At 46.7% G+C, this 12518-nt stretch carries 9 protein-coding genes; 8 read left to right on the plus strand and 1 reads right to left on the minus strand.

Going from position 1 to position 12518, the window contains the following annotated elements; translation table 11 throughout:
• The first annotated feature begins 7 nt into the window (after positions 1–7).
• The 4 genes from PBAL39_RS19420 to PBAL39_RS19435 all read left to right on the plus strand — a co-directional run bounded on the left by PBAL39_RS19420 (position 8) and on the right by PBAL39_RS19435 (position 5765).
• Positions 8–1687, plus strand: a complete 1680-nt coding sequence (locus PBAL39_RS19420; protein WP_008244726.1) for a RagB/SusD family nutrient uptake outer membrane protein — start codon at positions 8–10, stop codon at positions 1685–1687.
• The gene (locus tag PBAL39_RS19425; RefSeq protein ID WP_008244728.1) at positions 1687–3690 is read left to right on the plus strand and encodes an FAD-dependent oxidoreductase; all 2004 of its coding nucleotides are present in this window, start codon (positions 1687–1689) and stop codon (positions 3688–3690) included. The genes PBAL39_RS19420 and PBAL39_RS19425 overlap by 1 nt, the downstream gene beginning before the upstream one ends.
• 155 nt (positions 3691–3845) lie before the next feature.
• Positions 3846–5132 (plus strand): carcinine hydrolase/isopenicillin-N N-acyltransferase family protein, encoded by a 1287-nt coding sequence (locus PBAL39_RS19430; protein ID WP_157274116.1) that lies wholly within the window; start codon positions 3846–3848, stop codon positions 5130–5132.
• A 60-nt stretch (positions 5133–5192) separates the two neighbouring features.
• Positions 5193–5765 carry a Crp/Fnr family transcriptional regulator gene (locus tag PBAL39_RS19435; protein ID WP_039867186.1) on the plus strand — a complete coding sequence of 191 codons (573 nt, stop codon included), beginning with the start codon at positions 5193–5195 and terminating at the stop codon, positions 5763–5765.
• Between the two features lie 80 nt (positions 5766–5845).
• Here PBAL39_RS19435 and PBAL39_RS19440 read toward each other — a convergent pair whose 3' ends face one another.
• Positions 5846–7255, minus strand: coding sequence for a DNA/RNA non-specific endonuclease (locus PBAL39_RS19440; protein ID WP_008244735.1), 1410 nt, complete (start codon positions 7253–7255; stop codon positions 5846–5848).
• Positions 7256–7666: 411 nt separating this feature from the next.
• Here PBAL39_RS19440 and PBAL39_RS19445 point away from each other — a divergent pair, with 411 nt between their 5' ends.
• The 4 genes from PBAL39_RS19445 to PBAL39_RS19465 all read left to right on the plus strand — a co-directional run bounded on the left by PBAL39_RS19445 (position 7667) and on the right by PBAL39_RS19465 (position 12504).
• On the plus strand, positions 7667–10108 hold the full coding sequence (locus PBAL39_RS19445) for a TonB-dependent receptor (protein ID WP_008244737.1): 2442 nt from the start codon (positions 7667–7669) through the stop codon (positions 10106–10108).
• 43 nt (positions 10109–10151) lie between these two features.
• Positions 10152–11333 (plus strand): PepSY domain-containing protein, encoded by a 1182-nt coding sequence (locus PBAL39_RS19450; protein ID WP_008244739.1) that lies wholly within the window; start codon positions 10152–10154, stop codon positions 11331–11333.
• Between the two features lie 266 nt (positions 11334–11599).
• A complete protein-coding gene (locus PBAL39_RS19460; protein WP_008244742.1) occupies positions 11600–12001 on the plus strand; it encodes a hypothetical protein in 402 nt (133 codons plus the stop codon).
• 71 nt (positions 12002–12072) lie between these two features.
• A complete protein-coding gene (locus PBAL39_RS19465; RefSeq protein WP_008244754.1) occupies positions 12073–12504 on the plus strand; it encodes a DUF1801 domain-containing protein in 432 nt (143 codons plus the stop codon).
• The last annotated feature ends 14 nt before the right edge of the window (positions 12505–12518 follow it).

Consider the following 12518-nt stretch of genomic DNA (forward strand, 5'->3'; position numbering starts at 1 on the left):
AAAACAGATGAAAACGAAGATATACTATTTGATGATTGCCTTTATGGTGGCAATATTACCATCATGTAAGAAGAACTACCTGGACAAGGATCCCCTGGCGGGACCTTCTGATGAGACTTTCTTTACCAATCAGGAAGAGCTGATCCTTGCTGTAAATGGCATTTATAAGGCGGCAGGTTACGCTGCCATTGATGGGATGCCCTTAAACCTTTCTGTGGATGACGGTACCGATATTGGCTGGGACCGCAATAACAGTCCGCTGCAAAGTCTGGGAAAGGGAGATCATGACAGCAATAATGGTTATTCACTGACGATATGGCGCGAGGCTTATAAGGTGATTGCCAAGTGCAATTTTGTACTGGACAACATCAATAAGGTGGAGGGCATAGCGAGCCCGGCCATCCTTAACCGTTCACGTGCCGAGGCCCGTTTTGTGCGCGCCTTTACTTACCATTACCTGGTGGATTATTTTGGCGATGTGCCACTGGTGAAGACCATGCTGACGCTGGAGACCTCGCAGGTTGCCAAAACCCCGAAATCGGAGGTTGTCGATTTTGTGTTGCAGGAGCTGACCGACGTTGTGCCGGATCTGGATGCCAGTTATAGCGGAGCCAATGTGGGCAGGGCAACAAAGGGTGCTGCGCTGGGGATCAAAGCGCGGACGGCACTGAACAGCGGTCGCTGGGCGGTAGCTGCGGAAGCCGCGAAGGCGGTTATGGACCTCAATGTTTACAGTCTTCACAACAACTATGGCGCCTTGTTCAGCTATGCCGGGCAGACCTCTAATGAGATCATCTGGGCTTTTCAATACCTGAGGGCGTCACAAACAAAAACGCATTCGACACCCAACAACCTGCTGTCGAGAAATGGCCAGGGGTTTTCGAATAAGGTGCCCTCACAATCGTTAGTAGATGTCTTTCCTTGTACTGACGGATTGAATATCGATGAATCACCGTTGTTTGATGCAGCAGATCCTTACAAAAACAGGGACCCAAGGCTTGGGTTCACCATTGCCTTGCCGGGATCGGTATTTTTCAACTATCAGTTTGAGACGCACCGCGACAGCCTGAAATGCTGGAACTACAATACCACACCGGCTACTCGGGTAGACAACCAGGACGCCCTCAATGCCTTTGCCACATTCACTGGATATTGCTGGCGGAAATATGTGGATCTGGACGACCGCATTGACCGCACGAATTCGGAGATGAACGTCATTCAAATCCGCTATGCTGAGGTGTTGTTGATCTACGCGGAAGCAAAAAATGAACTCAACCAGCTGGACCAGTCGGCATACGATGCGATCAACCTGGTGCGGAACCGGCCGAGTGTGAACATGCCGTCGGTACCCGCAGGACAGACACAGGTCTCATTCCGCAGTCTGGTACGTAAAGAGCGTTTGTATGAGTTGTCGATGGAAGGCTTCCGTTTGACCGACCTTAGGCGCTGGAGGATTGCGGAGCAGGCTATGACAGGAAACTTTTACGGAAGAGTGCAGCGGGGGCTGGTTGCTGCGGCGCCGGAGATTGATGAAAATGGCTTGACGGATTACACTGCTGTACCAAACAGGGCAGCAATGCGGGTGATTGAGGTACGTACCTTCAATGCCGAGCGGGACTACCTGTGGCCGATTCCGAATATTGAAACTGTAACGAATAAGAAACTGATACAAAATCCGAATTACTGATGAAAAGAAAGTTAAACCTACTGTTGTCGTTGTTGATGGTCGTAGCGAGTACCAGGGGCGGAGAAGCGAACAAGCAGCTGCCACCGGCTTATGACATCTGTATCTATGGCGGAACCTCTGCAGGCGTCATTGCCGCTTATACCGGGGCAAAACTTGGAAAGAAAGTATTATTGATTGAACCGGGCAGGAACCTTGGGGGCATGAGTTCCGGTGGACTGGGCCTGACCGACATTGGTAACAAATATGCCATCAGCGGACTGGCGCTGGATTTTTACCGGCGCATTGGTCAGCATTACGGCAATTTTGAGCAATGGGTTTTTGAACCCCATGTGGCAGAAAACATCTTTCAGGATTATATCAAAAGAGGAAAGGTAGAAGTCCGGTATGAAAACCGGATTACAGGACTGACAAAAAAAGGGAATGTCATCCGGGAGATCGCGCTGGAGCATACTTTTAAGGGGGGCGCTGTTAATGGTGTCGCAGCAAAAGTATTCATCGATTGCTCTTATGAGGGCGACCTGATGGCAAAAGCTGGTGTTTCCTACCGTGTGGGCCGTGAAGCCAACAACGAATATGGGGAGACTTTCAATGGCGTACAGCTTATGGATGGTCATCAGATGCCTGAAGGCATTGATCCCTATCGTGTTCCGGGAGATGCGAGCAGTGGTTTGCTATGGGGCATCAGCGGCAACAGTCTTGCCCCAGCTGGGACGGGTGATAAAAAGGTGCAGGCCTACAATTTCCGGATATGTCTGAGCAGCGATCCGAAAAACCAGGTGGAAATCACAAAACCGGCCGATTACCGGCCGGAGCGCTACGAGCTGTTGCTGCGTCAGATGGCTAAGCGCGACTGGAAGTCGCTGCAGGACGTATTCATCTGGAGTGGCATGCCGAATGGAAAGACGGACATCAACAACAGAAACGGGTTTTCTACGGATATGATCGGCATGAACTGGGAATATCCGGATGGCGATTATGGCAAACGTGCGGAGATCTGGAATGCACATACTGAATATACTAAAGGACTACTTTATTTTGTGGGTAATGATCCAAGAGTGCCCGGCCATGTGCGCGCGGAAATGAAAAAATGGGGTTATCCTAAAGACGAATACACTGGAAATGGAAACTGGTCGCACCAATTGTACATCCGGGAAGCACGCAGGATGGTGGGGCAGCTGGTGATGACACAACAGCATTGTCAGGGGAAAGAGCTGGTAACAGATGGGGTGGGCATGGCTGCTTACACGATGGATTCGCACAATTGCGACAGGTTAGTGGTAAATGCTGAGGTGAAAAACGAAGGTAATGTAGAAGAGGGCGGTTTCGGTCCGTATCCAATTGCTTACCGTGCACTTGTGCCAAAAGAGTCCGAGGCGGCCAACCTGCTGGTGCCGGTATGCCTTTCTGCAACACATATTGCTTATGGATCGATCCGGATGGAGCCCGTGTTTATGGTGCTGGCACAATCCGCAGCCACAGCAGCCGTGCAGGCCATAGACGCGCAGTCTTCTGTGCAAAGTATTGATGTTGCAAAGTTGCAGGCCATGCTGAAGCGTGATCCGCTAGTAGATGGCACTGCTCCCGAGATCCTGGTGGATAATGACGATACGGACAAGGTATTGAAAAAGGGTGAATGGAAAGTACAGGCGAGGGGAGGATATGGTCCTGATTTTTATATTGCTGGTCCTGGTAGTATGGGACTTTCTTCAGTACGGTATCAGCCGGTAATCACTAAAACTGGCAGGTATGACCTGTACATCTACTATCCGAAGCAAAAAAATGCGTCAGCTGTGACTGAGATTACCGTACATGACGGCAAACGGCTGAAGTTGCTGCAGATAAAAGATGCAGAGGTGAAAGTGCTTGGGCAGACCTCCGGAGAGTGGGTATCACTTGGCAATTATACCTTAGCAGGTGGCAGCAAGGCTTACGTGGAAGTAACCAATAAAAATGCAGATGCAGAGGTGACTGCTGATGCCCTGCTACTGGTACCTTCAAAATGATAATTTTCAATTGTTAGATGCACCCTTGAGGTCGTGAAATACAGGTTGGTCGAGGCGCCTTTGTAACAATCCATTTCTATAGTTGTCTATTAAATAGTGTGTTATCCTGATGTGCAGGTGATTTCAGAATAATGTCGCTGATCAAAATTGACAACATGATGAAATGGATTGTTACTTATATTTTTCTCGGGCTAAGCATGGCTTTGAGTGTACCACATCAGGCAAAGGCCTGTACCGTTATGTCTTGTTCATTGCGTGGAGAGGTATTTGCCGCTGCGAACGAGGATGACTATATTGGTTTTGCGCGCATGTGGTTTAATCCTCAGACACCGGAACGTTACGGATCCGTCTGTTTTGGTTTGCCGGATCTGCAGGCACAGGCAGGGATGAATGAGTTTGGCTTATTCTTTGACTTCACCGCTCAAAATATCGATCCTGCGAAATATGAGATTAAACATCCCTATAAAGGAGATCTTTTTTTTGACATCCTTGGGAAGTGTAAAACGGTAGATGAGGCACTTGCTTTTTTAAAAGAACAATCCTACAGCAATAGTGCGCAAGTACTGATTGCGGATGCAACCGGAAATTCTGTCGTGATCAATCTAGGGACAACCGTTGTTAAGAAAGGCAGTTATCAGGTCAATACCAACTTTGATATCAAAAACCTGAAAGACCACAATTACAGCTGCCGCAGGTACGACCTTTCAGACGCTGCCCTTGCGGACGCAAAGTCGTTGTCTGTTGATTTTTTCAAAGATATCCTGGACAGGACCCATCAGGAAGGGAAACTGGCTACAATATATTCCAACATCTATGATCTGAAGCGCGGCCTCATTTACGTTTATCATTTTCATAATTTTCAGCAGGTTTACGTAATTGATTTGAAAAAAGAGCTGCAGAAAGGTTATCGGCTGGAGCGAATCAGTGATTATTTCCCAACAAGCTTTGCTTACGAATTATTTACGCAGCAAGATAAAGCAATGTTCAGAAAAGAAGTGGTGCTTGATGAAATCAGGTTAAAAGGGCTGGATTTAACGCTGGATCGTCATTTGGAGATGGCAATGAAACCTGGAACAGACAGTACCCTAAATCTGGTTTTGCTCGAGGTCGGTTTGCAACTGGTAAAGGATGCCTGCAATCGTGCTTCCGGAGGAGCGATGTGGTCATACTGGTTTAATCAGCCTGATGGATTTAACATCGTTCCTTTTCAGGACAGACGGCTGGAAGCAGCAGACCGGATCTTTGCTTTTTTACTTGATCAGGACAAGCTGGATCAGCAGTACCGGAATTTTATATACGAGATCAATGGATATACAAAGCTGGTACGCGGCGATCGGTCTACAGCAGGAAATTATTATGAAAAGGCTGCTGCAAGTCCTGCGGATTCATGGCCGATATCTTACCAGCGTTCCAAAGAAATGTTAAAGCATCTTAAACCTTAATTCTGCACTTTTTGCCAAATGACAAATTCCAGCATAGTAACTAATGTTTATCTTGGCATGATGGAAGCGTTAATTGCATATCTTTTACAATTCGGTCAGCTCAATCCACGTCAGGTTGAACTGATCACCAGTAAATGTGTTTTCAAAGAAACCAAAAAAGACGGTTACTATATGGAAGCGGGAAAGATCCCCAGGGAAGTGATCTTTCTGACAGAAGGCATTCTGAGGATTTGTTATTTCAACAATAAGGGGGATGAAATCACGAAGTACTTTATTGATGAAAATCAGTTTATGGCCGATGTTAACAGTTACCTTCAGCAGGTTCCGACATCAGAGTATGCGCAGGCGGTGACTGACTGCCGGTATATTGCCATTTCCAGGGAAAGTATGCAGGAATTGTCCATGACGATTATTGGATGGGACGAGATCATCAGTAAGATCATCACCAAGGGCCTTGCAGACAAGGTGAATAAGCTGAGTCCGATGATGGCCCAGGATGCAACGGAAAGGTACCTGGGATTTTTTGAGAAGTTTCCAGGGTTGGCCAACAGGATCCCTTTATCTTATCTGGCCTCTTACCTGGGGATCACGCAGTCGTCACTCAGCAGGATCAGAAAAAATATTACCGGATAAGTGGTTATTTGCCATTTGGCAAATGATATGAGAGAAGGTTTGAATGAACCCGGAGCATGAATAATGCTCCGGGAGGAATGTTAGTTTAGGTTGTCTACTACAGTTTCTATCGCATCCTGAATGTTCTTTGGGAGAGATGAAAGCAGGTCGTAGCCGGTTGCCGCTTCAATGTCCCTTACAGAGACCCTGTATTTTTTCCAGTCGGTGTCGATGGTGTTGATGTTGGGGGTATTAACCGCGATGACCCTTGTTGTTGCAGACACCCTGCTGATGTCGCCATTTCCAGATGGGATGATGACAGCGACTTTCCAGACATTGGAAGGGACGGTCACTTTTCCATTGGCAATGGTGCTGGCAAAACCATTGCTTCCCGATCCTCCGCTGCCATAGCTGCCCATGATGATGTATACCTCATTACCTGCCACTGCCTGTGTACGCAGGTATTGTTCCATGTTGTTCCAGGTTTGCTGGTTGTTCTGGGGCGCCTGGGGAATCATGTTGGTCATGAGGAAGGTGGCGCTGTTGGCGTTTGTGGAACTGGTACGGTCTGCAGAAGGCACGTTATGTCCCCTGTCGAATCCAGATCCCGAGTAGCTGTTGCTTTGCACCTGGAAGGCACCGGTAGGAAGGCCTGTGAAACCGGCGAAATTATCCAGGCGGTCAGAGGCGCCATTAAAGTCGGCAGGCTCAAGGTGCCAGCTGACCCAGTTTGGCGTGCCGCGTGTGCTGCTGTAGGATTCTATGTAGTAATGTTTGTCGATCAGGAAGTTATCCGGTGTCAGCGTCGTTGCGCTGGAAGGGTTGCCGAAGAGCGCATTGCTGTTGTCACCTGAAGCAGGCTGTGCATCCGGGCCTGCCGTAACGCCGCGAGGAGTAGTCGCAGGTGGAGGCGTACCGCCACCATTGCCAGGCTCAGGTTCAGTGATGGTGCTGTCTGATCCAATGCCTGGGTCACCGGTACCTTTGAAGGTGACGTCGTCGATGTTGATCCTGGTGGTACCTGTTTTTCTGATCTGGAAGCGTACTGGCTTGTTGCCATCAAATTGAAAAGAGTCCAGTTTGAGCGAAGTATTGTTTTCCTGGATGTCTGCACCTACCTGGGTAAATGTTTTTCCCGTATCCACAGACACGAGCAATTGCCAGGTAGAGTTGGCGTCGGTTCCATATTTACCATGTTTGATATATAACATTTTCATGCCTTGCAGGTCATAATTCATGGTGACGCTGCCGTTTCTAAGTCGAATGCTTTTGGTGCCCTCTTTCAGGTCGCCTGCCAGGCTGCCTACCAAAGCGTCATTTAAGGTCCATGGGCCTATAGGAGAGCTGATGGTGCCCGTTGCATATGCCGTTTTTGTAGAATTTTCGAATCCTTCGGTGATCGTGTAAACTACAGGAGGGACCTCAGGGACGATCACCTCTACAGGTGTTTTCTTTTTGCAGCCTGCGAACGTGATTGCAATTGTTCCGATTAACAATAGATTTTTAATCATAGTTTTTCATTAGGTAGGTAGTGATTATCAAATAAGACAAATGTCGACTATTCTTGTTAATATAATATTATCATTAGATAACTTTCTGAAAGAACTATCTCACCATAGTTGGCGAATGAAAAAGAAATGATCAAGAAGGGATCGTAACCGATATTACCATGATAAAGCAGGACTAGTGTATTTTGGTAGTTCCTTTTCCTTGGACTAGAGGTTAAGGTAGGGTGATTAAAATAACATAGTGTCTTAATGTTTATCTTATTTAACTATCTGGTTGTCATTGTCTAGTGGGTGGATTTGATGATTATAATTGGCTTTTTTTTCTCTGTAAAAGCACTTATTTGGAATAATACTAAATAATTTGTTTAGACTCGTTTTAAATAGTAGGTTTGTCTCAACCAACACCTATAAATTATGATTAAAAGCATTACTAATTCTATTATTTTACTCTTGTTTTCTGCAAGCTTTTCCTTTGCGCAGACAGGAAATATTGGCGGATCTGTGAAGACCTCTGATGGGGTGCCGGCGGAACTCGTGACGGTAACAGCCAGGGGAGCAGGTAAGACGGCAGTTACCGACAGAACAGGGAATTATTCACTAAAAGGAATAAAGCCGGGTAAATATAAACTGGTGGCTACGTACATCGGGCTGTCAAGACAGGAACAGGAGGTAGAGGTGAAGTCGGGTGAGACCGTATCTGTTGATTTTATATTGAAAGAAGACGCAGATCAGTTGAAAGAGGTGATCATTTCATCAGGACATTCCAATAAGGTAACCGCGACTGTTGCTAAGATGCCGTTAAAGAATCTTGAGAATCCACAGTTATACAGCTCTGTTCCTTCGGAGATCCTGAAGCAGCAGGGCATCGCAAATTTCGATGATGCAATGCGGAATGTTCCCGGGTTAACAAGGACCTGGGAATCTACCGGACGTGGTGGAGATGGTGGATCTTATTTTGCACTTCGTGGTTTTGAGGCGCAGGCCAGTCTGATCAATGGTTTGCCTGGGCTGACCAGTGGAAACCTTGATCCTGCAGGGGTGGAGGAAATTCAAGTAATCAAGGGGCCATCCGGCACTTTGTTCGGCGCGAGTTTCTATGGATATGGAGGCGTCATCAATACCATCACCAAAAAGCCCTATTATGATTTTGGTGGAGAAGTGGCTTACAACCTGGGAAGCTTTGGATTAAACAGGGTAACCGCGGATATCAATATGCCCTTGAGTAAAACGGAAAAGATTGCTTTGCGTGTCAATACCGCTTATCATACAGAGAATAGTTTTCAGGATGCTGGTTTTAAAAAGTCCTTTTATTTCGCACCGACCCTGGCATATGAGGTGAACGACAAACTTTCTTTTCAGGTGTTGACGGAAATCCTGCAGGAAGAAAGGGCGGTACCTCCGATATTTTTCAATTCCAACAGGGATACTACGCTTATTTTCAATAACCTGAATGAGCTGAACCTGAACGGGAATTTATCATTTACCAGTAACGACCTGGTGATCAAGAATCCAAGATACAACCTGCAGGGGCAGATGTTGTACAGGCTATCCGATCAATGGACTTCGCAGACGGTGATTTCGAGGGGGAATATTCGTTCTAATGGCTATTACAGTTACATCTATGACGATGCGTACACCAATATGGGCGGGATCAACAGAGATAATTATTTTGACCAGTTGTTTCATAAAGAGCAGCAAACGACAAATACCACGGATATACAGCAGAATTTTAACGGTGATTTCAAGATCGGCAGCCTGAGGAACAGGGTGCTTATAGGGCTGGATTACTTTAGTCGTAATGTGATCGACAATGGCTCAGGATGGGCAACGGTAAGGCAGATTACTCCGCAGGAAAGCGAGCTGACTACAGATAAGGACGGCAATGAAATTGCCCCGGTATTTTTAAGTCAGGCCGTAGTAGACAATGCCCTGGCTGCTGCCGGAGGCGGGAGCCGCACCAATATCAAAAATAGTGCGTATAGTGCCTATGCTTCCGACGTATTGAATTTTACACCTTCCCTTAGTGTTATGGCGAGTCTGAGAATGGACTATTTTGATTCAAAAGGTGACATCACTGCTACCGAAGACGATTATGATCAGCTGACCTTCTCGCCGAAGCTGGGTGTAGTTTTTCAACCTGTTCTGGACAGGGTATCTATTTTTGTCAATTATATGAATGCGTTTTTCAATGTGGCTCCGCAAGAGGTCTTTGATGCCAATAATGTCAGTCAGGGGGTAAGGTCGTTTAAGCCGGAGCAAGCCAATCAATGGGAAGCCGGGTTAAAGACCAGTTTGTTCTCTGACAAGTTGTTTGCGACGTTCGCTGTGTATGACATCAGGGTGGCTAACCGGGTGTATTATACACCTACGTCGGCCATTCAGGGTGGTAAAACGGGGAGCAAGGGCTTTGACTTTGACTTAAGTGCGAACCCACTGCCAGGTTTAAGTCTGATTGCCGGTGTCAGCCATTCGAAGATTCAGGTCCTGGAAGGGAATACCGCTACGCCTAACGATTTCTACAACGAAGTGGGCAGAAGTCCGGGAGGGCAGGGGCCTCAGAACCTGGCCAACTTGTGGGCAACCTATAAATTTGGTTATGGTAAACTGAAGGACTTCGGACTGGGCCTGGGTGGTAATTATGCAGGCCGGTATAAGGTGATTGACAACAGTGCTACTGGTAATTTCTATCTGCCAAGTTACACCCTGATCAATGCAAGTTTGTTTTACAACTCCAGCAAATACAGGTTCACTTTAAATATGAACAACCTGACCGATAAGGAATACTACATTGGGTACTGGTCTGTCAATCCGCAGAAGCCCAGAAATTTTGCAGCAAGTTTTACGTATAAGTTTTAGGGGAAAACGTTAACTTGATCAATCAAGTTGGTATGAAGCGCGTATGAAGGCGAAGACAATAAAGAAATGGTTTGAGGTTCATAAATGGACCAGTCTGATCTGCACGGTATTTTTGCTGATGTTATGTCTGACTGGTCTGCCGCTGATCTTTTACGAAGAAATAGACCATCTGTTGGGCAAGGAGCTGGAGATGCCGGCAGCGGCATCGGGGAGTAAGCCGCTGTCAAAAGATGTGGTACTGGAGGCCGGTATAAGTACGCTGCCCGTGAAAGCGGTCAAATATGTCTCCTGGGATGTGAAGGAGCATCCGGGGCAGATGTTTGTAGTGGTGGCCGATTCTGCGGAGGCGCCGATTGAGGCCGACCATTACCTGACCATGAATGAGTATTCCGGAAAAGTAATGGACACACCGCCTAATGAGATGGATTTCATGTTGGTGATGTACTATCTGCATGTGGAAATGCTGGCGGGCCTGCCTGGTAAACTCTTTTTAGGTTTTATGGGCTTTCTATTTTTTGTCGCCATTGTTTCCGGTGTAGTTTTATATGGGCCGATTATGAAACGTTTTGATTTTGGTATGATCAGAACGGAGAAATCATCGAGGTTAAAATGGCTCGACCTGCACAACCTGCTGGGCATTGTTACCCTTGCCTGGGCCTCTGTGGTGGGGCTCACCGGGGTGATCAACACTTTGGTCGATCCTGCGTTGGAGCGATGGAAGGCAAGTCAGCTGGCGGAGATGGTTGCCGGCTATAAGGACCAGCCCAGGGTGACGGGAACCTTGAGTTCTCTTGATGCTGCGCTGAAGCGCGCGAAAGCGGCGGCACCGGAGATGGAAGTCTCCTTTGTGGCCTACCCGGGGACCGTTTATTCCAGCAAGTACCACTATGCAGTATACCTGATTGGCAACACGCCACTTACGTCCAGGATCATCAAGCCCGCATTAATCGATGCGAAGACCGGGGAGCTGACGGATATGAGGGATCTTCCCTGGTACCTGAAGACCATTTTTATCTCACAGCCATTTCATTTCGGCGATTACGGGGGGATGCCGATGAAGGTGCTCTGGGCAATCTTTGACCTGGCAACGATCATCGTGCTGATTTCGGGGATTTACCTGTGGATTGCGAGGCGCAAGTCGAAATCGGCCCAGCTGAAAAGAATGATGGAGACATCAGAATCGCTTACCTTATCAACTATGGGAGAAGATGCAGCAGAAAAATAAGTCATTTATGAAGTTATGGGGCATGCCCATTTTGTTGTCGGTTATCACCATTATTGGCTTGCTACTGGCGATTATGGGGCTGGGAATCTGGCATTTGTTGTCCTGGGTTTTTCTAAGTTATCCGGTGTATGTAATGATCAGATACGGGATCAAGTATTTTCGGTAGTTTCGTGCTGCTGTAGCGTTTTTAAAATTTTAAACGTTTCGGAAATTAGTGCGGAGATGTGTGTGCGCAAAGGGAACCGGAAACCAGTCAACTAAACTATATGAATACGCTTAAATTTACGCTAATCATTTTTCTTACTGTGCTGTTATGCTCATGTAAAAAGGATCGGACGACAACCCATCCTCTCGTTGGAACCTGGGAGCTGAGGGCAGACATCAATGGTCTGACAGCACTTAGAACGAATTATCCGCCGGGAAATGGACGGATTTTAAAATTCACATCCTCTCAATATGAGAAACAGGATGCAGGAAAGGTTATTGTAAAGGGGAATTATACCCTGAGAAATTTCATTAGCCAACTGACCGGGGAAGAAACTAGTGGAATTTTTTTTGACAGTGAACCGAGCGTATCTAATTCGTTAACCATCGAGGGTAGTACATTTACCTTAAGTATGGACGTTTACGATTCGCCCGGATCGGTATATGAGCGCATTGGTCCGTAGGTACTATTGAGATCTGGGGATTTTTTGTTATTTTAGTTATACCTATCGATCTATATTTTTAATCCTCAGTTATGTCTGCCATTAAAACCACTGCCACAAGTGCAAACGTTGAAGATTTTATCAACTTTTTTGCTGATACAGCGCAAAAGAAAAAGGACAGTTTTGAACTGGTTAAAATCATGCAGGAGTACACTGGGCAGAAACCTAAAATGTGGGGGCCGAGCATCATTGGTTTTGGCAGTTATCATTATAAGTCTGACAGGAGCCGGCAGGAAGGAGACTGGCCGTTAGTGGGGTTTTCGCCTCGTAAAGCCGCGATCTCACTCTATGTTTATATGGGAACCCCCGAGAATGAGGCGCTGTTATCGGAATTGGGTAAATTTAAAATGGGTAAGGGCTGTATTTATGTCAAGAAACTAACTGACATCAATGTTGAAGTACTTAAAAGCATGATGGGGGAGACAATCAGACGGTTACGGGAAAAGTTTCCTGAGGTCATATAATTTTTTCAAAAGAT

The organism is Pedobacter sp. BAL39 (assembly GCF_000170795.1).
In the GTDB taxonomy this organism is placed as follows: domain Bacteria; phylum Bacteroidota; class Bacteroidia; order Sphingobacteriales; family Sphingobacteriaceae; genus Pedobacter.

Bases quoted from the DNA above. Each gene is read 5' to 3' on its own strand.
- PBAL39_RS19420 (WP_008244726.1), top strand. From the start codon at position 8: ATGAAAACGAAGATATACTATTTGATGATTGCCTTTATGGTGGCAATA.
- PBAL39_RS19425 (WP_008244728.1), top strand. From the start codon at position 1,687: ATGAAAAGAAAGTTAAACCTACTGTTGTCGTTGTTGATGGTCGTAGCG.
- PBAL39_RS19430 (WP_157274116.1), top strand. From the start codon at position 3,846: ATGATGAAATGGATTGTTACTTATATTTTTCTCGGGCTAAGCATGGCT.
- PBAL39_RS19435 (WP_039867186.1), top strand. From the start codon at position 5,193: ATGGAAGCGTTAATTGCATATCTTTTACAATTCGGTCAGCTCAATCCA.
- PBAL39_RS19440 (WP_008244735.1), bottom strand. From the start codon at position 7,255: ATGATTAAAAATCTATTGTTAATCGGAACAATTGCAATCACGTTCGCA.
- PBAL39_RS19445 (WP_008244737.1), top strand. From the start codon at position 7,667: ATGATTAAAAGCATTACTAATTCTATTATTTTACTCTTGTTTTCTGCA.
- PBAL39_RS19450 (WP_008244739.1), top strand. From the start codon at position 10,152: ATGAAGGCGAAGACAATAAAGAAATGGTTTGAGGTTCATAAATGGACC.
- PBAL39_RS19460 (WP_008244742.1), top strand. From the start codon at position 11,600: ATGAATACGCTTAAATTTACGCTAATCATTTTTCTTACTGTGCTGTTA.
- PBAL39_RS19465 (WP_008244754.1), top strand. From the start codon at position 12,073: ATGTCTGCCATTAAAACCACTGCCACAAGTGCAAACGTTGAAGATTTT.